Origin of the sequence: Lysobacter alkalisoli (assembly GCF_006547045.1) — a bacterium.
Lineage (GTDB): Bacteria > Pseudomonadota > Gammaproteobacteria > Xanthomonadales > Xanthomonadaceae > Marilutibacter > Marilutibacter alkalisoli.
Window position 1 is genome coordinate 2807077 of sequence record NZ_CP041242.1, and the last position, 21910, is coordinate 2828986.

Genomic DNA, 21910 nt, shown 5'->3' on the forward strand with positions numbered 1-21910 from the left:
GGTCCCGCAAACCCCATGGCCACCGGCTTCCCTGCGGACACTACGCCACCGGATTCCCGGGTGCAGCCTGGGAACCGCGCCCGAGGGCGCTCCTACTGTTGTCGCAGGGCCTCGATCGGATCCAGCTGCGAGGCCTTGCGCGCCGGGTAATAGCCGAAGAACAGGCCGGTGCAGATCGAGAACCCGGCCGCGAGCGCGACCACCTGCCCATTCAGCGCCACCGGCAGATCACTGACCTGGCCCACCACCAGCGCACCGGCGATGCCGATGCCGATGCCGAGCACGCCACCGATCAGCGAGATCAACATCGCCTCGGCGAGGAATTGCCGGCGTACGTCCGAAGGCCCCGCACCGACCGCCATGCGCAGGCCGATCTCGCGGATCCGCTCGGTCACCGACACCAGCATGATGTTCATGATGCCGATGCCGCCGACCACCAGCGAAATCGTCGCCACCGCGCCCAGCAGCAGCGACATCAGCCGGGTGGTCGCGGTGCGGGTCTCGATGATCTCGGCGATGTTGCGCACGCGGAAATCGTCCTCGGCGCCGGGCTGGATGCGGTGGCGCTGTCGCAGCAGCGCCTCGACCTCACCCTGCACGTACGACAGATCGTCGGCATGGCCAACACCGAGGGTGATCTGCTGCACCGCCCCGGGCGGTATCGCCATCGCACCCATCAGCCGCCGCCGCGAGGTCTCCAGCGGCACCAGGATGGCGTCGTCCTGGTCCTGGCCCCAGCCGCCCTGTCCCTTCGGCTTGAGCGTACCGACCACGGTGAACGGTACCCGGCCGACCCGGATCGACTGCCCGACCGCATCCTCGTCGCCGAACAGTTCGCGGCGCACGGTCTCGCCGATGATCACGGTCTTGGCGGCGCTGGAGTAGTCGCGTGCGTCGAACACGTCGCCATTGGCGATCTGCCAGCTCTCGATCTCGAAGAAGTCCGGCTGCACACCCTGCCACTGGGTCGACCAGTTCTTCTCCGCGAACACCACCTGGGTGCCGCCGCGCAGCGACGCGGCGACGTACTGCACCTCCGGGATCTCGCTGCGGATCGCCTCGGCATCGCCCTCGTTGATGGTGTAGAAGCTGCTGCCGGCCATGCGCGCACCGCCCATGCCGCGGCCGGCGCCCGGGCTGATGTCGAGCCGGTTCGAGCCCAGCCCGGACACCAGCTTGTCGATCTCGGCCTGGGTGCCCTGGCCGACCGAGACCATCACGATCACTGCGGCAATGCCGATGATCACGCCCAGCGAGGTCAGTGCGCTGCGCATCCAGTTGCCGCGCAGGGCATGGGCGGCGGTGCGCAGGACTTCGAGGAAGTTCATGCCCCGCCTCCGGCGCGCTCATGCAGGCGCTCGTGCAGGCGCCCATCATGCATCTCCAGCACCCGGCCGCAATGCGCGGCGACCTCGGCATCGTGGGTGATCAGCACCACCGTCTGGCCCTCGTCCTGCAGGCGCTTGAACAGGGCCAGGATCTCCTCGCCGGTACGGCTGTCGAGGGCGCCGGTCGGCTCGTCGGCGAGCAGGATCGAGGGCCGGTTGACCAACGCCCGCGCGATCGCCACGCGCTGCTGCTGGCCGCCGGACAGTTCACTGGGCCTGTGACCGGCGCGTTCGGCCAGGCCGACCACGGCCAGCGCTTCGCGCGCACGTTGCAGGCGTTCTTCGCGCGGCACGCCGGCATAGCCCATCGGCATGGCGACGTTTTCCAGCGCGCTCATCCGGCTGAGCAGATTGAAACCCTGGAATACGAAGCCGATCTTCTCCAGCCGCAACTGCGCCCGTTCCTCGGCATCGAGGCGGGCGATATCGATGCCGCCGCACAGGTACTGACCGCTGCTGGGCGTGTCGAGGCAGCCGATCAGGTTCATCAGGGTCGACTTGCCGGAGCCGGACGGGCCCATGATCGAAACCAGTTCGCCGCCCCCGATCCGCATGTCGACATCGCGCAGTGCGACCACCTCGGCCGGGGTGCCGGGCGAATAGACCTTGCCCAGCGCGCGGGTCTCGATGACCGGCACCGCAGTATCGGGAACCGTATTGCGGACGACGGCATTCATCGGGTCGAGCGCTCGCGGCCGGTGACGACGGTATCGCCGTCGGCGATGTCGCCGGACACCTCGGTCCAGCTGCCGTCGCTGGCACCCACGCGCACCATCACGCCCTGCAGGCTGCCGCCCTCGAGCCGGTACAGCGGCGCCCGGCGCGCGCCGAGCCGGTCGGCCAGCTCCGCGTTCCACGCCGCCCGCTGGCGGTCGTCGAGCAGCGCGGTGAACGCGGCGAACTGCTGATTGAAGCGCTCCATCATCCGCTGCCGCTGCTCGCCGCTCATGCCGGCCGAACCGGTCGTGCCGCCACCACCCGGACCACGTCCGAACAGTGCGTTGCCACCACCTCCTTGGGGCGCCGCCACGGTCCTGCGGGCAGACATGCGTTCGCGCATCTGCGACAGCGCCGCATCGAAGCCGGCCTGCTGGTCGGCGTCCAGTTCGAGCGCGGCGGCGATGCGCGGCAATTCGTCCTGCAAGCCGCCACGGCCGCCCTGGGCACCGCTCATCTCCACGTTACCGTCCGGGCGGTAGCGCAGCGCCGCGTTGGGCACGCGCAGCACGTCGTCGCGACGGTTGACCTCGATCTCGGCATTGGCGGTCATGCCGGGCAGCAACAGCTGTTCGCTGTTGTCGACCGCGACCACCACCGGATAGGTGATGACATTGTTGGTGTTGGTCGCCGCCAGCCTCACCTGCTGGACCTCGCCACGGAATCGGCGGTCCGGAAAGGCATCGACAGTGAAAGCCACGCCCTGCCCGGCCTTGACCTGGCCGATGTCGGCCTCGTCGATGGCCAGCACGATCTCCATCTTCGACAGGTCCTCGGCGATCTGGAACAACACCGGCGCCTGCAGGCTGGCGGCCACGGTCTGGCCGCTCTCGATCGAACGGGTCAGCACCACGCCATCGACCGGCGAGCGGATCACGGTGCGCTCGAGGTTGAGGCGCGAGGTGCGGGTCGAGGCGATCTGCTGGTCGATCTGCGCCCGGGCCGAGGCGACCTGGGCCCGGGCCTGGTCGCGCGCGGCACGGGCGAGATCGGCGTCGCTGCGCGCGACCAGTTGGGTCTCGGCCAGCGCAATCTTGCGCTGGTAGTCGGCCTCGGCGTTCGTCAGCGTGGCTTCGGCGGTGGCCAGGGCGGCGCGAGCGGCAGCCACTGACGCGTCGCCCTGCGCGATCTGCGCCTCATAGGTACTCGGGTCGATGCGGGCGATCACCTGCCCTTTCTTGACCCGGTCGTTGAAGTCGGCCAGCACCTCGGTGATCTGGCCGGAAATCTGGCTGCCGACATCGACGGTGGAAATCGCCGACAGACTTCCGGTGGCGGAAATGCCGACGCGGATGTCGCCGCGCTCGACCTGGGCGCTGCGCCAGCCCCCGGCGGAGGCCTCGGCGTTGCGCTGCTGGATCAGCCAGGCGCCCATGCCCACCAGCGCGGCCACGGCCAGCACGGAGACGCCGCGGCGAACCCACGGTGAGCGTTTACGGGAAGTATTCGGCATGCGGCTTGCGGGACTCATCGGTGCGACCAGGGAACGGACATGGAGTCAACGCCCATCGCCGCTTCACGTTGACAACATGGAACCGCCGAAAGCGGGACGTTCAGGCACCCTGCCGTTCTGCCTTTTCCCGGCCCAGCATCCTCCCGTCCCAGGATCGGCAGACTTCAGGCGGAAAAATGGATCGTCGCCACCGTCCCCTCGCCCGGCTCGCTGACCAGCGCCACCGGCCAGCCAAAGCGGTCGCCGAGCCGGCGCACGATCGACAGGCCCATGCCGCGACCCTCGTCGCGGTCCGGGTCGACCCGGTAGAACGGGTCGAACACGCGTGCCAGAGCTTCCTCGCTCATGCCGATGCCGGTATCGCGGACATCGAGCCGGTCAGGCGATATCCGCACTTCGATCCTGCCGCTCTCGGTGAAGCGGGCGGCATTGCTGAGCAGGTTGCCCAGCATCACGTTGAGCACGTTGGGCGGTGCGTACAACCGGGGCGCACCGTCGTCGATGACCTCTACTTCGACCGGTCGGCCGTTGAGCAACGGCAGAATCCGCTCGACCTCATGGTTGACCACGTCGATGACCGGAAATTCCTCGCTCTGCGGCTCGATCTCGGCTTCCCGGGCCAGGATCAGGAACGCCTCGATCACCGCCTCCATGTCGCGGCCGGCGCGCTGGATTCGGGCCAGCGAGCGCCGCGACTGCGGGTTGGTCGCGGGGTCGGCCAGCATCAGATCGGTGGCAACCCGGACCACGGTCAGCGGCGTGCGCAACTCATGGCTGGCATCGCGGGTGAAATCGCGTTCACGGGCGACGAACTCCTCCACGCGGCCGGCAAGCCCGCGCAGCGCGCGGGCCAGGGAGCGTACTTCGCCGCCGGCATCGGTCGGCAACGCACTGGTCGAAATCGCGTCGGTATCAGGCGCGCGCGGATCCCAGCGCGAGACCATGTCGGCCAGCCAGCTCACCGGCGTGACCAGACGCCTTGAAGTGCGGTAGCTCAGCCAGGAAATCACCACGATGGTCAGCATCGCCAGCAGAAAGCTGGCCAGGCCGGTCAGCAGGATCGCCTTCTCCACATCGCCGGCACCCATCTCCAGGTAGAGCGTGCCTTCAGGCCGGCGATCGACATACACCGTCAGCCGCTTCGACGGCAGCCAGTGCAAGCCGTGTGGCAGATGCCGGTAGGCTTTCTGCATCGTTCCGGGATCATGCGCGCGCAACCCGTCGTCCAGCGCGCCTTCCCGCTCCAGCTCGCCGCGCAGCGCGCTCGTCATCGGCAGCGGATGCTCCGGATCCTCGGCACGCTGGTTCCAGAACTGCTCCGCTTCGGCCTGCATGCGCTGGTCCAGGATCACGTGCCGTACCGCCATGCCCAGCAAGACGATGCCCATCGCGATCAGCAAGGTGCTGATCAGCGCCTGGAGGATGAACACCATCTTGATCTGGCGTGACAGACCGTAGGACATGGCAGCGGTGGACGGATCGCCTCGGCGTACTCGTCAGTCGGGTGACTGCGAGATATCCGCGATGCGGTAGCCGGCGCTCTGCACGGTATGCAGCAGCTGTTTGTCGAACGGCTTGTCGATGGTCTTGCGCAGGTTGTACAGGTGGCTGCGCAGGGTGTCCGAATCGGGCAGGCCGTTGCCCCATATCTCGCGCTCGATCTCCTGCCGGCTTACCACCCGCGGCGACTCGCGCATCAGGATGGTCAACAGGCGCAGGCCGATCGGCGACAACTGCAGTTCGTTGCCACCGCGGGTCACCCGCAGGCTGGCCGGGTCGAGCACAAGGTCGGCGACCTTGAGCACCTCGCCGCCGACCTGGCGCCGCTCACGGCGGATCAGCGCACGCAGGCGGGCCTCCAGCTCCTGGATCGCAAACGGCTTGGTCAGGTAGTCATCGGCGCCGGCGCCAAGGCCGGTCAGTTTTTCGTCCAGGGTGTCGCGCGCGGTCAGCATCAACACCGGCGTGGACTTGCGTGCTTCCTCGCGCAGCCGTTTGCAGACCTCGACGCCGTCCATCCGCGGCAACATCAGGTCGAGCACGATCACGTCATAGTTGTTGTCGGTCGCCAGCCGGTAGGCATCGACGCCATCGGCTGCGTAATCGACCTCGAAACCGCGGCCCTCCAGGTACTCGCCGACCATTTCGGAGATGTTTCGGTTGTCCTCGACGATGAGGACCAGACCTCCCTCACGCGTGCCCTGCATAAACACTCCCGCATCTTCAGTTTCGTGAAGACTGCCGATGGTCAGGTCGACGGCTTGTGAAAACGGGCGCCAAAATCGGGCAATCGGCCATTGCGGGGTGCACAAGACCGTCTCCAGATGCCGTTGCCTGCAGGCCGAACCACCGCAGCGTGATGCTCGTCTCAGAACCTGATCTTTCCGCGCAGGATATCCCCGAACATCGCCCAGTCGCCGATGAACGAATAGAACGGGTGCCGGAAAGTCGCCGGCCGGTTCTTCTCGAAGAAGAAATGGCCCACCCAAGCGAAGCCGTAGCCGCATACCAGTGCCGCCAGCAGCCACCACGGGTTGCCGCGCACGATCGCGACCACGACCAGGGCCAGCACTCCGCAGCTGCCGATGAAGTGCAGTCGCCGGCAGGTGCGGTTGCGGTGTTCGCCGAGGTAGTAGGGGTAGAACTCGCGGAAGCTGTTGAAAGCCATCGTCGGCCGACCTCCTCAAGCCATTTCGATAATGGTTTCCGGCGCATTGTGGCCGGCCTCGCCATAGCGCAGGCGCACGCTGAGACGGCTGAGGAAGCCACTGGACAGCAAGGCTGGCTTCACGCTTTCCAGCAGGCGGTCGGCATCCGGGCCATAGAGGAAGAAGCTGCCATCGCTGCCGTCGGCGGCGATCTCATGGCCGTCGTATTCGCCCGTTCCGGCCTGTTCGATCGCCTCGCGCAGGCGCTCGCCGAGTTCCAGCAGCGGTCCGATGTCGGACGAGCCATATTCGAAGGAAACGATCACCGCGTGCTCGCCCGCGTCGGGTGCACGCCTGCCGAACAATCTCGACCACCAGCCCATAAGCCCCCCTGCTGTTGATCGCCATTCCCGTGCAGACGGGAATCCATGGACTTGGCCCTTCTCTGACCTCCAGGGCCTGGAGTCGTTGGGTTCCCGCTTCCCGACTCAATCACTCGGGGACAGACTTCGCGGGAACGACGGCGGATTTTCGTGGCGCCCCCGGGTTACTCGTCTGCCTTCGCGCGCGCCCAATAGGCATCCTGCGCGTCCAGCGGCAAGTTCTCAAGTGCGGAGCCGTCGGCGGAGGCCATCGCCTCCATCGCCCGGAACCGGCGCTCGAACTTCAGGTTGGCGCGACGCAGGGCGGCGCCGACGTCGACCTTGCCGTGGCGGGCGACGTTGGCGGCGACGAACAGCAGGTCGCCGATCTCCTCCTCCAGCCGGTCCCGCGCGCCGTCATCGGTCGGTGCACGCCCGTCGGCAGCGAACTCGGCCCGGACCTCGCCGATCTCCTCACGCAGCTTGTCCAGCACCGGGTCGATGCCGGGCCAGTCGAAGCCGACCCGGGCAGCGCGTTTCTGCAGCTTCACCGCCCGCTGCCACTCGGGCAGGCCCCGGGCGACACCGGCCAGCGCGGAAGCGTCGGTGTCGCCATTGCCCTCGCGTTCGCGGCGCTTGAGCTCCTCCCACGCAGCGGTCTGGGCCTCGGCATCCTCGAATGATGCATCGCCGAACACGTGCGGGTGCCGGCGCACCATCTTGTCGCTGATCGCGGCGACCACGTCGGCAAAACCGAACGCGCCCTGTTCCTCGGCCATGCGTGCATGGAAGACCACCTGCAACAGCAGGTCGCCGAGCTCGTCCTTCAGGTCGGCCATGTCGCCGCGGTCGATCGCATCGGCGACCTCGTAGGCCTCCTCGATCGTGTACGGGGCGATGGTCGAGAAGTCCTGCTCGACATCCCAGGGACAGCCATCCACGGGGTCGCGCAGGCGGGCCATGATGTCGAGCAGGGTCTGGATCTCGCGCGGATTGCCGGTGACTTCGCTCATCCGTCGCTCACCCCGCCCAGTCTTTCCACGGCAGCGCAGTATCGCCCAGCGCGACGAACTCCCCGTTGAGCAGGGTGTCGCGCTGGTTGTAGCGGAACGGCCGGCCCCGCGGGTCGAACACGGCACCGCCCGCACCTTCCAGTACGCACTGGCCGGCGGCGGTGTCCCATTCACTGGTCGGACCGAAGCGCGGGTAGACGTCCATCCCGCCCTCGGCGATGCGGCAGAACTTGAGCGAAGAGCCCAGCCCGATCGGCTCGACCTCACCCATGCGAGCGATGAAGGCCTCGGTCCGCTCATCGCGGTGCGAACGGCTGGCCGCCACCCGCAGCGGCGCGATGGCCGGGGCACGGACCTTCATTTCGGCACCGGCCCCACCCTTCTCGCGCCGGAACGCCCCCAGATCGCGCCCGCCGTACCAGGCCACGCCGGTCACCGGCGCCTGGACCACGCCGAACACCGGCTCGCCGGCCTCGACCAGGGCGATGTTGACGGTGAACTCACCATTGCGCTTGATGAATTCGCGGGTGCCGTCGAGCGGGTCGACCACCCACAGCCGGGTCCAGCTCCGGCGCTCGGCGGTGGCCACTTCGTGGGCGGACTCCTCCGACAGCACCGGGATGTCCGGGGTCAATGCTTCCAGGCCAGCGAGGATGCAGCGATGCGCGGCGAGATCGGCCGCGGTCAACGGCGAACGGTCGTCCTTGTGCTGGACAGCGAACTCGCTCTCGTAGACCTCGAGGATGGCATCGGCGGCACGATAGGCGAGTTCGACAACCTGCTCGCGCAGGACGGGGGAAACGGGGTCTGTCATTTCTGTTGGGTCCTCAGCCACTCGCGGGCAATGAACAGCGCCGCGATCGAGCGGCCTTCGGAAAAATCCTCGCGCAGGATCAGTTCGTGCAGGGCATCGAGCCTCCACGGCACCACTTCCAGTTCCTCCGGCTCGTCGCCGGGCAGGCGCTCGGGATAGAGGTCGCGCGCAACGACCAGATGCGCCTCGTGGCTCATGTAGGTCGGCGCCAGGGTCAACGCACGCAACACCGTCAGCGAACGGGCACCGTAGCCGGCCTCCTCCTTGAGCTCGCGGTCGGCGGCCTGCAGCGGGGTCTCGCCGGCATCGATCCGACCCTTGACCAGCCCCAGTTCGTAGCGGTGTACGCCGGCCGCATATTCGCGCACCAGCAATACGGTGTCGTCGTCGAGCAGCGGCACCACTACCACCGCACCGTGGCCGCGGCCGTGCAGGCGCTCGTAGCGGCGGCGCTCGCCATTGCTGAACTCAAGGTCCAGCCGCTCCAGGCGGTACGGACCGGCATCATGCTCGGTGATGCCGTGGATGGTCGGCAAGCGATGACTCACGCGGCACCCCCGTTCATGGCGGCACTGCACGATCGGCATCGGGGCGGGATAATGGCGGTATGCAGAAGAAGTCTCACGATCCCGAGATGCTAGCAGAGCCTGATGAAGCGCAGCGCTGGCGCGAGCGCGATCTGGCCGTGCTGTGGCACCCGTGCACGCAGATGCGCGAGCATCCCGATACCCTGCCCCTGCTGCCGATCGCGCGTGGCGAAGGCCCGTGGCTGATCGGCCGCGACGGCCGCCGCTATCTGGATGCGATCAGCAGTTGGTGGACCAATCTGTTCGGCCATGCCGAACCGCGTATTGCCGCCGCGATCGCGCAGCAGGCCTCGACGCTGGAGCACGTGATCCTGGCCGGCTGTTCGCACGCGCCCGCAGTCGAGCTGGCCGAGAAACTGCTCGCGATCGCCCCGAAGGAGCCGGCCCGGGCACCGCTCTCGAAAGTGTTCTACGCCGACAACGGCTCGGCCGGAGTCGAGGTCGCCTTGAAGATGGCGTTCCACTGGTTCCGCAACCGCGGCATCGAGGGACGGCACAAGTTCATCGCACTGGAAGGCGGCTACCACGGCGAAACCCTCGGTGCGCTCGCGGTCGGCGACATTCCGCTGTACCGCCGCGTCTACGCGCCACTGCTGACCGAGGCGCTGTTCGCACCCTCGCCGGACGCCTACCTGTGTGAGCCCGGCGAAAGTCCAGCCGACCGCGCCCGCCGCGCCGCCAATGCCCTGCGCGAACTGCTCGAACGCCATGCCGGCGAAGTCTGCGCGCTGATCCTGGAACCGCGACTGCAATGCGCCGGCGGCATGCGCATGCACGACCCGCTGTACCTCAGGCTCGCACGCGAGCTGTGCGACGAACACGGTGTGTACCTGATCGCCGACGAGATCGCCGTTGGCTTCGGCCGCACCGGCACGATGTTCGCCTGCGAGCAGGCCCCGCCCTCACTCCCCTCTTCCGCCAGCGGGACAGGCAGTGAGGGCAACACGGCTGGCATCCAGCCGGACTTCCTCTGCCTGTCCAAGGGTCTCACCGGCGGCTCACTGCCGCTGGCGGCGGTACTGACCACCGAATCGATATACGAGGGATTCCTCGATGATTCGCGCGAAAAGGCCTTTCTGCATTCGCACAGCTACACCGGCAACCCGATCGCCTGCGCCGCCGCGCTGGCCACGCTGGCCATCTTCGAGCAGGACAACGTGATCGCCCGCAACCGGTTTACCGCCGCGCGCATGACTGAGCTCGCCGCACCGTTTGCCGACCACCCGCATGTTGCCGACGTGCGCCAGGCCGGGATGGTGGTCGCGTTCGAACTGACGAACAACGGCAACAAGGCCACGCCGTTCGATCCGGCCTCACGCATCGGCCTGCGGGCCTACCGCGAGGCGCTGCGCCGTGGCGTGCTGCTGCGGCCGCTCGGCAACATTCTGTACTGGATGCCGCCGTACTGCGTGGATGACGAGGCGCTGCAACTGCTGGCCGACACCACGCGTACGGCCATCGACACGGCCATCGGGGAAGCCGCATGCGCCTGACCCGCGTCCACGTCGATGCCCCCCTGATCGCCGGCAGTGAACTCGACCTGCCCGAAGGCCCCGCCGCACATCTCGGCCGCGTGTTGCGGCTCGGCATCGGCGACGCCTGCGTGCTGTTCAACGGCGACGGTCACGACTACGCCGCCCGCATCACCGCCGCCGGCAAGCGCGAGTTGCGCGTCGCCGTCGAACAGGCGACGAGAATCGAGAATGAATCCCCGCTCGCGATCACCCTGCTGCAGGGCGTCGCCCGCGGCGAGAAGATGGACCTGATCCTGCAGAAGGCGACCGAACTCGGCGTCGCCGCGATCGTGCCGCTGTGGTCGCAGCGCAGCGAAGTGAAGCTCGACGGCGCCCGCGCCGAGAAGCGCCTCGTCCACTGGCGCAACGTCGTCGTTTCAGCCTGCGAACAGTCCGGTCGCGCCCGCGTCCCGACCGTCGCCGAACCGCTGGCGCTGGACAGGGCACTGGCCGCATTGCCACAAGGCGGTCTGCGCCTGACCCTCGACCCCGAGGGCATACACACCTTTACCACTCTCGACGTGGACCGACACCAGCCCATCCACCTCGCCATCGGCCCCGAAGGCGGCTGGTCCCCGCGCGACCTCGAACAACTGCAGGCCGAAGATTTTGCCGGGCTGAAACTCGGCCCGCGCATCCTGCGCACCGAAACCGCCGGCTTGGCCGCGATCGCGGCGCTGCAGGCACGGTTCGGGGATTTCGGCTGACCGGGACGGACAACCTGACGCCTGCTCGAACCGCTTCGCAACTGATCGCCAGCTCAGTAACGAAGACCCGACCGTCCTCCGCTGCGCAGCTCAACCCTTCCCGTCGCCCGCATACCTCAGGCGGGTCACGAACGCCGCCAGTCCCCGGCTGCCGAACACCAGCCAGCCACCAAGCAGCAATTCGACGACGGTCGCCGCCGCATTCGCCCAGTTTTCGGACCCGAATTCGATGGGATACGGCTGCCGGCTGGTGTGGAACAGGTAAGTGATCCAATAGGTCATATCGACGATCGCCATCGCCAGCACCCAGAAGCCGATTGCGGTCAATGCCAGCTCAAGCGCGGTGCGGGATCCGGGATCGACCAGCGGCCGCGGCTCCTTCATGACCGGCAACAGCTTCCGCGCCACGGTCAGCGGGAAGAACCACAACAAGGCCGCAACCAGCAGGAACGGCACGGATACGGCCGCCGCCAGCAGGAGCATATCCCTGACTGATTCCGGGGCTATCGCGACCGAAGCGAGGTAACGGATCTGCACCACCACCAGAAAGATGGCGAACAAGCGCGTGGCGATGGCGACAATGTCTTCCCGACTCATTCCCTGCTCCTGTGGTGGCAAGTCGAATATGGCCCCGATTATTGCCCAGTGAGGGCGCTGGATGACAGGCGGTGGGGCAGCGTGCTTATCGCGCTTTGACCTGGACAGCCTTGCCCGACTCGACCCGCCAGCGCCACAGGCAGATGCCCAGCGGCAGCAGGAAAGTTTCAGCCATCCCATCGACCAGCAGCATGCCGATGATGCCGATCGCGCTGATCACCGCGAGCACGGTCACCATCTTCAGTGCGTTGCGCCCCTTCATGCCGATGCTCCGCTGGTTCCGGCATTCCTGTCGATGTTCTTGTCCACAGCCAGGTGCCATTGGCGGTGATGAACAGGGGCAGATCGAGATGCAACAGACGCGTACCGCGTCCGCGCCGTAGCACGCCGAAGGCGATGCGCTTGACGTAGGGCACGTACACCACCAGCCCCGACAGCAACGACGCCAGCATCAGCATCGTCCAGGACAGCACACGCGGCCTCTTTCAGACCTTGAAATGGATCCGCCGCGCATCCAGCCAGTGCACCACACCCCACCACACCGCGACGAATGCGAGCGCATACGCCAGTGACGGCAGGTATGGCCCGGAACGCGGCGTCATCCAGTCGGCGAAGCCGTGCCGATACAGCGGTTCCAGCCAGCCGGCCGCGGCCAGTGCATACAGCATGAAAGCCGAACCTGCGTAGGCGGCAATCGCATTGACTCCGAAGGTACGGCCCAGCGGCGGCCAGCCATGGATGTCGATGAGCCGGTGACAGAGCGCGAGCAGACTGCAGGCCAAACCACCACTCCACAATACGTAGGACGGCGTCCACAGGTTCTTGTTCAATGGCAGCCACATCGACCAGGCCGCTCCAAGAGCCAGCAACACCGCCGCTGCCAACCACAGCGTGCGCAGCCGCCCACGGCGCAACCAGTCGCCCGCGCGCAGACCGAGCAGCGTGGTCGCCAGCGCACCGAGCGTGCTGACCAGGCCCTCGGGATCGTGGCCCTGCCCGCTTGCGGCGTCATACTGGTAGGCGTGCGGGCCCAACACGGCGGTATCGACGCGGCTGACGATATTCGCGTTCGGCTCCAGTGAACCGCCGACCGCCAGCAGCGCCCAGTAGCCCACCAGCAGCACCACGATCGACCCCCACTGCATGCGCGGCGGCAGCCACAGCATGATCAGCGCGGCGGCGAGATAGCACAGGCCGATCCGCTGCAGTACGCCCATCACCCGGTAGTAGTCGAGGTCGAACGCCAACCATGCGCACAGGTGCAGCAGCAGGCCGAGACCGATGATGCGCGCGGCACGGCCCAGCACCGGCCGCACCAGGGTGGCGGGGACGACGCCCTTTTCCAGCTGGCGACCGAGGGCGAGACTGATCGACACCCCGACGATGAACAGGAACAGCGGGAAGATCAGGTCGGTCGCTGTGAAACCATGCCAGTCGGCATGCAGCAGCGGCGCGTAAACACGGCCCAATCGCCCGGGTTGTTGACCAGCAGCATTGCCGCCACGGTCAGTCCGCGCAGCGCATCGACCGAAGCCAGCCTCGACACGCCGACAGCCTGTCCGGAAACCGGGGTCAAACCGGCGACGGCAACAGTGCGAGGCTCAGGCGGCCTGCGCCGCCGCCACTTCGGCGATCCGCGCTTCGATGAAAGCGAGGTCCGGCAGCAGGGCGGGATCGTCGTTGTGCAGCACCCGGGCCAGCACGCCTTCGGGCAGGTCGTCCTGCTCGCCTGCAACGCCAAGTCCGGCCCGGCTCACCGTCACCAGGCGCGGGAAGCCCTGTGCCACGATCGCGAAGTACGGTGCATGGGAGTCGCCGCCCAGAGCCTTCAGCACTACCACCTTGCTGCCGAGCCCGGGCTGCTCCCCGGCGATTCCGGCCAGCCGGGAGAACGCCACCAGGGGCACCCGCCAGCCGTGCCAACGGATCCGCCCGAGCAGCCAGTCCGGAACGTCGGCGTCATAGGATTCGGGCGGCGCATAGGTCAACACCTCGGCGATTGTCGCATTCGGCAACAGCAGGCGCGCGTCGGCAACCTGGATCAGCACGCCACGGATATCGTTGACTGGGGCCGCGGTTTCTTGGCGGGTGGACGCATGCATCGTCGTATTCCTCAGGCCGGCCAGCGCTCGGCCAGGCGTTGCGCTAGTTCGACCGGAGGCGCGAGTTCGCCGCCACGTGCCGCCAGCTGTCCGGGCGCGGCAGGGTCGTAGCAACCTTCCGGCGATTGGCCGACCACCAGCGCACCGTCGACGCGGTGCTTGAGCACGATGTCGATACTGTCAGGATCGCTGCCACTGAGCATCAACACGCCGCTGTCCGCGGATGGCAGCCCGGCCAGGATGTCGCCGTCGGCGCTGAAATTCATGCCGTTGGCGCCAGCTTCGATGCCGACCCCGGCCGGCACCACATAGACGAAGCCGGCCATGACCATCCGCCCGGGCTCAGCCAGTTGCACCGGCAGCGTGGTGGCACGCTGCATCTGCGCGACCAGCCGGTCGTAGCGGCCGCCGTCGAGGCGTTGCTGCACCAGCACCGGGCGCGGGAAATCATTGGGCAGAGCGCCGAGCAGTTGGCGCACCGCATCCGGACCACCGATGCCCGCCATCACCAGCACAGCACCGGGGATGTGCTCGACCGGGGCGTCGTCGACCAGTTCCAAGGAGGCGATGCGTGCGTCGAGGTCGGAAAGATCGTGGCCGAAACCTGCATCACCGGACTGGCTTCCGGCGGTCCAGTACGCGCCGCTGCCGTCATCCAGGGTCAACTCGCCAAAGCCCGTGTCCGTAGCAGGCGTCGACGGCCCAGCGCCCTCTTCCGCAGGCACTTCGGCGACGGGCAGTGGTGGCGGCTCGGCCGCACCGTGGTCCTTGTCCTGCGCGATGGAAGACAGGCTGTCGAGGTGCTCGTCCAGCCCGGGGGACGGCGTTGCATCTGCTGTCGTGGCCGTGCCATCGAAGATGATTTCAAAGTCGCCGGCCGCATCGTCGCCGAACTCGAGTTCGCTGGCGACATCGACATCGACCGTCTCGGCGGCAACCGGATCGAAGTTGATCTCGAAACCACCTGAGCCCTCGCCGGCCTCATCCGACTCGATGGTCTCCATGAGCGTCTGGCCGCCCGCATCCTCGTCTTCGAGTTCGAGGGTTATGCCGTCGCCATCGCTACCGTTATCAGGCGATGCTTCTGCGTCGATCCCGATATCCACATCGAAATCGAGGCTGATGCCACCTTCGGCGAGCTCCATGACATCGGCAGCAGGTGCCTCGGATTCGAATCGGGCCGATGGCTCATGCGCCGGCACCTGGGTGTCGATCGCTACATCATCCTCCCCGGCATTCGGGTCGAACGCGGCCAAGGCCTCGTCGCTGATCTCCGGAGCCGAATGCACGCGGAGCCCGGCCGGCTCCTCGGCCGCGTTGTCCGGCCGCGGTGGCAATACGCGGTCATGACCCTGCAGCTTGGCCAGCAGGTGACGCTTCCAGCGTGCGGCCTCCCAGCCCTCGCGTGCGGCGGCCAGTTCGGCCTCTTCGTAGATCACATTGACACCGGGATTGCCGAGCACGGACTCGAAACGCTCCAGTGCGTTCTCCATGTCCGGATCGAGCGCGACCAGCACGATCTCCGGACGGGCCTCGCTCAGGGCTTCGGCGGGCAGTTCGTTGGGGTCGCCGTGCAGGACGCTCTCGATGCCGGCTTCGGCCAGCAGCTCGCGCAAGCGCTCGCCGGCGATACCCGGGCGCACGAGCAAGGCTACGCGAGGCGCTGGTTCGTTTCGGTAGTCAGTCATGCTGCTGCTCGATTCCCAGCAGTTCGTACACGTTTCGCAACAGCTCGGGCTCCTGATAGGGCTTGCCGAGGTAGCGGTCGACGCCGATCTCCATCGCGCGCTGGCGGTGCTTCTCGCCGGTTCGCGAGGTGATCATGATGATCTTCACATCACGCAAGCGCGAGTCGGCCTTCATCTGTGTCGCCAACTCGTAGCCGTCCATGCGCGGCATCTCGATGTCGAGCAGCATCAGGTCCGGCACGGTTTCGACCATGCGCTCGAGCGCGTCGATGCCGTCCTTCGCGGTCGAGACCTCGAAGCCCTGACGCTCGAGTACGCGACCGCTGACCTTGCGCATGGTGATCGAGTCGTCGACCACCATGACCAGCGGCACCCGCCGGGTCTCGGCCACCGGTACCGGCTCGATCACGGCTTCCTGCGGCAGTGCGTGACGGCGGCGGACCAACGGCGCGACGTCGAGGATCACCACCACGCTGCCGTCACCCATGATGGTGGCGCCGAAGATGCCGGGCACCGAGGCGACCTGTGGGCCGACCGTCTTCACCACGATCTCGCGGTTGCCGACCACCTGGTCGACACAGACCGCGGCGCGCAGGTCGCCGGAGCGGATCAGCAGCACCGGCATCTGCAGGTGGCCTTCGGCCTTGGCCGGGGCGTGCCCGATCAGCTGGCCGAGGTCGTGCACGGCGTAGTCCTCACCGCCATACTCGTAACTGGGCGCATCGCCATCGAGCACGTCGCGGGAGACGCGGCCCACGCCCTGCACCGAGGCGATCGGCACCGCGAAAGCGGTCTCGCCGATCTTGACGAACACTGCCTGGGTGACCGCCAGGGTCTGCGGCAGGCGCAAGGTGAAGACGACGCCCTTGCCCGGCACCGAATGGATGTCGAGGGTGCCGCCGAGCTGATGGACCTCGCTGGCGACCACGTCCATGCCGACGCCACGGCCGGCCAGGCGACTGACCTCGTTGGCGGTCGAGAAGCCCGGCTGCAGGATCAACATGTCGAGTTCGCTGTCGGCCAGGATCGCGTTGTCGGCGACCAAGCCGCGCTCGATGCCGCGGCTGCGGATCGCTTCGCGATCCAGGCCGCGGCCGTCGTCGGCCACTTCCAGCACCACTTCCGAGCCTTCGCGGCGGACCGCGATGCGGATACTGCCTTCTTCCGGCTTGCCGGCTTTCTTGCGCTCGGCCGGCGTTTCCAGGCCGTGCGCGACCGCGTTGCGCAGCATGTGTTCCAGCGGCGCGGTCATGCGTTCGAGCACATTGCGATCCAGTTCGCCCTGCGAGCCTTCCAGCTTGAGCTGGACGTGCTTGCCGAGCTCGCCGGACGCCTGGCGGACGACGCGGCGCAGGCGAGGCAGCAGGCCGTCGATCGGCACCATGCGCGTGCGCATGAGACCTTCCTGCAGCTCCGAACTGACCCGCGACTGCTGCAACAGCAGGGTTTCGTACTGACGGGTCAGATCATCGAGGGTCTGCTGCAGGCTGTTCTGGTCGGTGGCGGATTCCGACAACGCGCGCGACAACTGCTGCAGGGTCGAGAAGCGGTCCAGTTCCAGCGGATCGAACGCCGGATTGGCATCGTCCTGCTCGCGCTGATAGCGGGCGATGATCTGCGCCTCGGTCTCGATCTCCAGGCGACGCAGCTGGTCGCGCATGCGGATGTTGGTCTGCTCCATTTCCGCGATGGCAGCGCGGAAGGCACCCAGCTGCTGCTCCAGCCGCGCGCGATAGATGGCGACCTCGCCTGCATAGTTGACCAGACGGTCGAGCAGGTCGGCGCGGATGCGCACCTGCTCCTGCGGCGCGCGCGCACTGATCTCGTCGTCGTCGCCCGGCACCGGCGCATCGCTGATCGGGGGCGACAGCGACGGCAATGCATGGCCCGGCACGGTGGCGGCGATCGGCTCGACTGCGGGCACATCGATTGCAGCCGTATCCAAGGCCGTCGTATCGGCGATGGCGGGCATTTCCGGAACATCGGGCGTCTCCGGAACAGCCGGAATCGGCGACGTGGGAACGTCGACCGCAGCCTCAACCGGCGTTGCCTCGTCCGACGGAGATTCGATGGCTGCGTCTTCGACGGCAATGTCTTCGATGACGACGTCTTCGGGAGCGTCGTCATCGACCGCTGTGGTAGCGGGCGCGACAGCAGTGCTGTCCGCAATCGCTTCCAGAGTGGTTTCCCCACGGGAGCGCGCCTCGAACTCGGCGATCAACGCCTTCGGCAACGCAATCGCGTTACGTTCGCCGACCCGGGTGACCATCGCATGCAGGCGGTCGAAGCCCTGCTCCAGCAACGGCACGCCTCCGCGGCCAAGCACGCAACGTCCCTCGACCACCGACTCCAGCAACGACTCCATGACGTGGCCGAGTTCTCCCACGGCCATGATGCCGGCCATGCGCGCACCGCCCTTCAGGGTGTGCAGGTCGCGCTGCAGGCCGATCAGGACGTCACGATCGTTCGGCATTCCGCGCAGACGCGCGAGCAGGCCATCGGAATGATCGAGCAGGTCGCCCGCCTCCTCGACGAAGATATCGACCAGTTCGACATCGAGTTCGCTGGTGTCGAACGCTTCGTCCGGATCGGGCTCGATCGCAAGCGCAGCCAACAGCATATGGGCAGCAGCTGGCTCGATCGCGGCAGTTGCCTCCCGTTCGGCTTCGAGACGCTCTGCTTCAAGACGTTCGGCCTCGAGACGCTCGGCTTCGGCACGTTCGGCTTCGAGACGCTCGGCTTCAAGACGTTCGGCCTCGAGACGCTCGGCTTCGGCACGTTCGGCCTCGAGACGCTCGGCCTCGAGACGCTCTGCTTCGAGACGTTCGGCTTCGAGACGTTCGGCTTCGAGACGTTCGGCTTCGAGACGCTCTGCTTCGAGACGTTCGGCTTCGAGACGTTCGGCCTCGAGACGCTCTGCTTCGAAACGTTCGGCCTCGAGACGTTCGGCCTCGAGACGCTCTGCTTCGAGACGTTCGGCTTCGAGACGTTCGGCCTCGAGACGCTCTGCTTCGGCACGTTCGGATACGAGACGCTCTGCCTGCAGACGGCGTTCGGTCTCCTCGCGCGCGACGCGCAAGCGCTGTTCCGTCTCGATACGTTCTGCTTCGAGGCGCTCCGACTCCAGGCGTTCGGCCGCGCGGCGTTCGGTTTCCAGCCGCTCGGCTTCAATCCGCGCGGCTTCGGCCAACTCGGCTTCGATGGCATCTGTCGGGCGTGCGAGATGGCCGGGAACGGCTTCGTCAGCCTGGTCGGCAAACCGGCTGAGGTCGATCGCCGAGAAATCAGCAGAGGTGCTGGCATCGATGCCAGCCGGGGCTCCGGCCCCGCCGGCCGCAACCCGGGTGCCGGAACGGTCATCCATGAGCGCCGGTGCCTGCACGCCAGGCAATGCATCGCGCAAAGCAGCCACGCGTTCGGCCAACCCCTCGAACATCGGTATCCGTGGCGACGGCGTCTTCAGTGCTTCCAGGGTGCGACGGATGGCGTCGGCGACCAGTGCGAGCACGGCCACGCCTTCCGGTCCGACCGGAGTACCGGCCGCCAACAGACGCTTGATGTATCCCTCGGCCGGCGCGGTGATGTCGGTGATCACCGGCACCTCGGTCATCGCGAAGGCACCGTTGAGGGTGTGGATCGCACGCTGAAGGGCATCGTTGGCAGATCGCTGGGCGACCTGGGCTTCGCCGATCCAGGACTCGATGGTCGCTAGATGACCGGTCACCTCGGCATCGAGGATCTCCAGCAGCACCGCATCGACCGAGGCCGGTACGCCCGCCTGCACCTCCGGCGGCCCGCTCTCGACCGCTGCGCTTTCGACCGGCGGCAGCGTTTCAACAGGTGCTTCAGTGGCGGGCGCTTCAGCGGCGGGCGCTTCGGCCACAACCGGAATGTCCGCTGCCGGGCTGGCTTTTTCGACAGCGACTTCGGCCGGAGCGTAGAAGACATCCTCGCCGCCGGCGACGCGGTCGGCGATGCCCTGCATCGCCGCCAGATCGGCACTGACCGGTGCCTTGCCTTCGAGTGCGGCATGGAACTGCGGCAGCACCTCGAAGGCCTGCCCGACCAGCGCGATCACTGCCGGGCTGGCCGGCCGCGTGCCTTCCAGCACACGGTTGAGCATGTTCTCGATCTTCCAGCTGAACTCGCCCAGCGCGCGCGCGCCGACCAGCCTGCCACTGCCCTTGAGGGTGTGGAACACGCGCCTGATCGGACGCATCCGCTCGGCGTTGTCGGGCTCTTCGTGCCAGACCGGCAGCAGCGCACCGAGATGGGCCATCTCTTCGCTGAGTTCCTCGAGAAACACCTCGCGGATGTCGTCGTCGATGTCCTCGTTCTGCTCGAAGCCGCCCTGCTCGCCGGCGATCGAACCCGCGGGCGGCGCGGGAGACACCGGTTTCGCCGTCGCGAATCCAGCGGTGGCGCCGGGCGAGACCGGGATCTCCGGCGACATCGCGCCGGCCAGCGCCTGCGAGACCGCTTCGCGGGTGGCGTCGTCGATGTTGATCGCACCGGGCACATCGGCCGCAACGACATGCGCAGCGACGTCCGGGACCGGCCAGTAACCCAGCGCCTCCAGGCTCTGGCGGGCGATATCGAGGATACGGTCGCGGTTGGCGCGCTGGTCGCGCACCGCTTCGAGGTAGTACTCCAGGCTGGCCAGGGTGTCGGCCATGGTGTCGAGCTGTGGCCCGCCGGGCACGCGGCGTTTCTCCAGCAGTTCGACCTCGGTGTAGCGCCTCAGGCCGACCAGGTACTCGGCCGGCAGCGGCAGGTCGAGCATGCGCAGCGCGCCGCTGACCTCGGCGAGCAGACGCGGCACGTCGGCCAGCTCGTCATGGCTCCAGTTGGTCTCGACGAAGGCGACAAACGACTGCCGGGCATCGCTGAAGTTGGCGATCGCCTCGCGTACCACCACCTCGAGCACGCGGCGCGACTCGTTGGCAAGCAGGCTTTCCTCGGTCTTCTCGTCGAAGTGGCCGAGTCGCGTGACCTGGTCGTCGAGGGTCGCATCGACGTACAGCAGGGCGCCGGCGACATCGAGCAGCACGTTCTCGTCGGCCGGGCGTTGCCCTCTGACGACCTGCTGCAGGGTGTCGCGGTGCTGGACCACGACGTTGCGCGCCATGCCTAGGCCCATCATGCCGAGGGTGTCGGCGACACTGGCCAGCACGTCGACCTGCGGCGCAAGCTCGCCGACATCGCTCTGCTGGGTGCGCAGGAACAGGTCCAGCGCGTCCTTGACCCTCAACAGGTCTTCCTTGATCGCCGCCGAGACGGTGTCGAGCAGTTCGCGATTGCGTCCGCTGAGACTGCCGCGAGCATGGTCGATCTCCGACTGGCTCGGCATCTGCGCGTCGAGGTCGAAGGTCCGGCGCAGGCCATCCAGCCCCGGGTGGCCGGCATCGCTGTGGGCCACGTGATAAAGCAGCTGGCGGGTCGGCTCGGCCGCGGGGGTGCTGCGCGGGCCGCTGAAGTCGTCGCCTTCCAGCATCTGCCGGGCCTCGCGCTCGACCCCGCTGAACGCCTGGCGCAGTGCACGGGTCGGCGGCAACGCCTTGTCGCGGATCGCGCTGGCGACCGACTGCGCCACCCACAGCATCCGCCGCAGCGGTTCGATCGCGACATCGGCAAGCAGGCCGTCGATTGCCGCCGCCAGGCCGGCCGGATCGGCTGGTCCTCCGAGCTCGGGCCAATCGGCCAGGGCCTGTCGCAACGCGGCCAGGTGCGAGGTGGGTGCGGTGTCGCCCTTCGCCGGTGCTTCGGGCGGCAATGGCAGGCTGTCGGGCAGCGGGCGGTCGAGGTTGGGCGCGAACAGCACGCTCTCGTTCAGGCCGACCTCGCCGCGGGTCGCGCGCAGCTCGTTGAGCAGCGGCAACAGCACGATCGGAATGTCGCGATGACCTCCCTGCAGACGCTCCAGGTAGTCCGGCAGTTGCACCGCGCCGCGCATCAGCACCGCGCAGGCGTCGTCGCAATTGTCGATCTCACCGTGCAGCAGTGCCAGCGACAGCCGTTCCATCTCCTCCGCGACCATTGCCGGGGCGTACAGCTCGACCATGCGCAGGGTGCCGTGCACCTGGTGCAGGTGGCTCGCGCACACGCGCATGCGCGCGGTGTCGGTCCGGTTCTCGGCAAACGCCTCGATCTCCTCGCGCGCCTGGCGCAGGGTCTGGTCCAGCTCGGGCTTGATCCAGCCAAGCGTGGTGGTGTCGATCGCATCGCTCATCACGGTCATGCCATCCCCCGTTCTCACGGCAGGAGTGCGGCGTATGCGTCGCGGACATGCTCGGCTCGATCATCGTGCTGACAGGTCCTGC

Annotated in this window: 16 protein-coding genes and 3 pseudogenes; 2 read left to right on the forward strand and 17 right to left on the reverse strand. The window is 67.4% G+C overall.

Annotation, left to right across the window (positions count from 1 at the left end; translation table 11 throughout):
• Positions 1 to 92 precede the first annotated feature (92 nt).
• From FKV23_RS12410 to nudE, 10 genes are all read right to left on the reverse strand, one after another.
• Positions 93 to 1328, reverse strand: a complete 1236-nt coding sequence (locus FKV23_RS12410) for an ABC transporter permease (RefSeq protein ID WP_141624125.1) — start codon at positions 1326 to 1328, stop codon at positions 93 to 95.
• On the reverse strand, positions 1325 to 2065 hold the full coding sequence (locus FKV23_RS12415) for an ABC transporter ATP-binding protein (RefSeq protein ID WP_141624126.1): 741 nt from the start codon (positions 2063 to 2065) through the stop codon (positions 1325 to 1327). The genes FKV23_RS12410 and FKV23_RS12415 overlap by 4 nt, the downstream gene beginning before the upstream one ends.
• Positions 2062 to 3558 carry an efflux RND transporter periplasmic adaptor subunit gene (locus FKV23_RS12420; RefSeq protein WP_244243996.1) on the reverse strand — a complete coding sequence of 499 codons (1497 nt, stop codon included), beginning with the start codon at positions 3556 to 3558 and terminating at the stop codon, positions 2062 to 2064. Before FKV23_RS12420 ends, FKV23_RS12415 begins: the two co-directional genes overlap by 4 nt.
• A 164-nt stretch (positions 3559 to 3722) precedes the next feature.
• Positions 3723 to 5021, reverse strand: coding sequence for a sensor histidine kinase (locus FKV23_RS12425; RefSeq protein WP_141624128.1), 1299 nt, complete (start codon positions 5019 to 5021; stop codon positions 3723 to 3725).
• A gap of 33 nt (positions 5022 to 5054) precedes the next feature.
• The gene (locus tag FKV23_RS12430; RefSeq protein WP_141624129.1) at positions 5055 to 5765 is read right to left on the reverse strand and encodes a response regulator transcription factor; all 711 of its coding nucleotides are present in this window, start codon (positions 5763 to 5765) and stop codon (positions 5055 to 5057) included.
• 161 nt (positions 5766 to 5926) lie between these two features.
• On the reverse strand, positions 5927 to 6226 hold the full coding sequence (locus FKV23_RS12435) for a DUF962 domain-containing protein (protein WP_141624130.1): 300 nt from the start codon (positions 6224 to 6226) through the stop codon (positions 5927 to 5929).
• A 15-nt stretch (positions 6227 to 6241) separates the two neighbouring features.
• A complete protein-coding gene (locus FKV23_RS12440; protein WP_141624131.1) occupies positions 6242 to 6571 on the reverse strand; it encodes a hypothetical protein in 330 nt (109 codons plus the stop codon).
• Positions 6572 to 6753: 182 nt separating this feature from the next.
• On the reverse strand, positions 6754 to 7581 hold the full coding sequence (gene mazG / locus FKV23_RS12445) for a nucleoside triphosphate pyrophosphohydrolase (protein ID WP_141624132.1): 828 nt from the start codon (positions 7579 to 7581) through the stop codon (positions 6754 to 6756).
• A 7-nt stretch (positions 7582 to 7588) separates the two neighbouring features.
• Complete coding sequence (gene cysQ / locus FKV23_RS12450) at positions 7589 to 8395, reverse strand: 3'(2'),5'-bisphosphate nucleotidase CysQ (RefSeq protein WP_141624133.1); 807 nt, start codon at positions 8393 to 8395, stop codon at positions 7589 to 7591.
• Positions 8392 to 8982, reverse strand: a complete 591-nt coding sequence (gene nudE / locus FKV23_RS12455) for an ADP compounds hydrolase NudE (RefSeq protein ID WP_141624134.1) — start codon at positions 8980 to 8982, stop codon at positions 8392 to 8394. Before nudE ends, cysQ begins: the two co-directional genes overlap by 4 nt.
• A 20-nt stretch (positions 8983 to 9002) precedes the next feature.
• Between nudE and bioA the strand changes: the two genes are divergently transcribed.
• Positions 9003 to 10475, forward strand: a complete 1473-nt coding sequence (gene bioA, locus FKV23_RS12460) for an adenosylmethionine--8-amino-7-oxononanoate transaminase (protein ID WP_141624135.1) — start codon at positions 9003 to 9005, stop codon at positions 10473 to 10475.
• Positions 10466 to 11203, forward strand: a complete 738-nt coding sequence (locus tag FKV23_RS12465; protein ID WP_141624136.1) for a 16S rRNA (uracil(1498)-N(3))-methyltransferase — start codon at positions 10466 to 10468, stop codon at positions 11201 to 11203. The genes bioA and FKV23_RS12465 overlap by 10 nt, the downstream gene beginning before the upstream one ends.
• Positions 11204 to 11293: 90 nt before the next feature.
• Here the strand turns inward: FKV23_RS12465 and FKV23_RS12470 are convergent, their stop codons facing one another.
• From FKV23_RS12470 to FKV23_RS12495, 7 genes and pseudogenes are all read right to left on the reverse strand, one after another.
• Positions 11294 to 11800 (reverse strand): hypothetical protein, encoded by a 507-nt coding sequence (locus tag FKV23_RS12470; protein WP_141624137.1) that lies wholly within the window; start codon positions 11798 to 11800, stop codon positions 11294 to 11296.
• Positions 11801 to 11885: 85 nt separating this feature from the next.
• On the reverse strand, positions 11886 to 12062 hold the full coding sequence (locus tag FKV23_RS17260; RefSeq protein WP_167285204.1) for a hypothetical protein: 177 nt from the start codon (positions 12060 to 12062) through the stop codon (positions 11886 to 11888).
• Positions 12063 to 12285: 223 nt separating this feature from the next.
• Positions 12286 to 13295, reverse strand: a pseudogene (locus FKV23_RS12480) (acyltransferase family protein).
• A 106-nt stretch (positions 13296 to 13401) separates the two neighbouring features.
• Positions 13402 to 13902, reverse strand: coding sequence for a chemotaxis protein CheW (locus tag FKV23_RS12485; protein ID WP_141624138.1), 501 nt, complete (start codon positions 13900 to 13902; stop codon positions 13402 to 13404).
• A gap of 11 nt (positions 13903 to 13913) precedes the next feature.
• Positions 13914 to 15590: a chemotaxis protein CheB gene (locus FKV23_RS12490; RefSeq protein ID WP_141624139.1), complete on the reverse strand. Its 1677-nt coding sequence runs from the start codon at positions 15588 to 15590 to the stop codon at positions 13914 to 13916.
• Positions 15583 to 17469: pseudogene (locus tag FKV23_RS17905) on the reverse strand (response regulator); the annotation flags it as partial. The gene FKV23_RS12490 and the pseudogene FKV23_RS17905, both read right to left, overlap by 8 nt.
• 285 nt (positions 17470 to 17754) lie before the next feature.
• Positions 17755 to 21828, reverse strand: a pseudogene (locus tag FKV23_RS12495) (Hpt domain-containing protein); the annotation flags it as partial.
• Positions 21829 to 21910 lie beyond the last annotated feature (82 nt).

What these genes read in the sequence shown, in the direction of transcription:
- nudE (WP_141624134.1), bottom strand. Translation starts at nt 8,982, where the DNA reads ATGCCGATCGTGCAGTGCCGCCATGAACGGGGGTGCCGCGTGAGTCAT.
- FKV23_RS12425 (WP_141624128.1), bottom strand. Translation starts at nt 5,021, where the DNA reads ATGTCCTACGGTCTGTCACGCCAGATCAAGATGGTGTTCATCCTCCAG.
- FKV23_RS12485 (WP_141624138.1), bottom strand. Translation starts at nt 13,902, where the DNA reads ATGCATGCGTCCACCCGCCAAGAAACCGCGGCCCCAGTCAACGATATC.
- FKV23_RS12470 (WP_141624137.1), bottom strand. Translation starts at nt 11,800, where the DNA reads ATGAGTCGGGAAGACATTGTCGCCATCGCCACGCGCTTGTTCGCCATC.
- FKV23_RS12410 (WP_141624125.1), bottom strand. Translation starts at nt 1,328, where the DNA reads ATGAACTTCCTCGAAGTCCTGCGCACCGCCGCCCATGCCCTGCGCGGC.
- cysQ (WP_141624133.1), bottom strand. Translation starts at nt 8,395, where the DNA reads ATGACAGACCCCGTTTCCCCCGTCCTGCGCGAGCAGGTTGTCGAACTC.
- FKV23_RS12415 (WP_141624126.1), bottom strand. Translation starts at nt 2,065, where the DNA reads ATGAATGCCGTCGTCCGCAATACGGTTCCCGATACTGCGGTGCCGGTC.
- FKV23_RS12430 (WP_141624129.1), bottom strand. Translation starts at nt 5,765, where the DNA reads ATGCAGGGCACGCGTGAGGGAGGTCTGGTCCTCATCGTCGAGGACAAC.
- bioA (WP_141624135.1), top strand. Translation starts at nt 9,003, where the DNA reads ATGCAGAAGAAGTCTCACGATCCCGAGATGCTAGCAGAGCCTGATGAA.
- FKV23_RS12465 (WP_141624136.1), top strand. Translation starts at nt 10,466, where the DNA reads ATGCGCCTGACCCGCGTCCACGTCGATGCCCCCCTGATCGCCGGCAGT.
- FKV23_RS12490 (WP_141624139.1), bottom strand. Translation starts at nt 15,590, where the DNA reads ATGACTGACTACCGAAACGAACCAGCGCCTCGCGTAGCCTTGCTCGTG.
- FKV23_RS12435 (WP_141624130.1), bottom strand. Translation starts at nt 6,226, where the DNA reads ATGGCTTTCAACAGCTTCCGCGAGTTCTACCCCTACTACCTCGGCGAA.
- FKV23_RS17260 (WP_167285204.1), bottom strand. Translation starts at nt 12,062, where the DNA reads ATGAAGGGGCGCAACGCACTGAAGATGGTGACCGTGCTCGCGGTGATC.
- mazG (WP_141624132.1), bottom strand. Translation starts at nt 7,581, where the DNA reads ATGAGCGAAGTCACCGGCAATCCGCGCGAGATCCAGACCCTGCTCGAC.
- FKV23_RS12420 (WP_244243996.1), bottom strand. Translation starts at nt 3,558, where the DNA reads ATGCCGAATACTTCCCGTAAACGCTCACCGTGGGTTCGCCGCGGCGTC.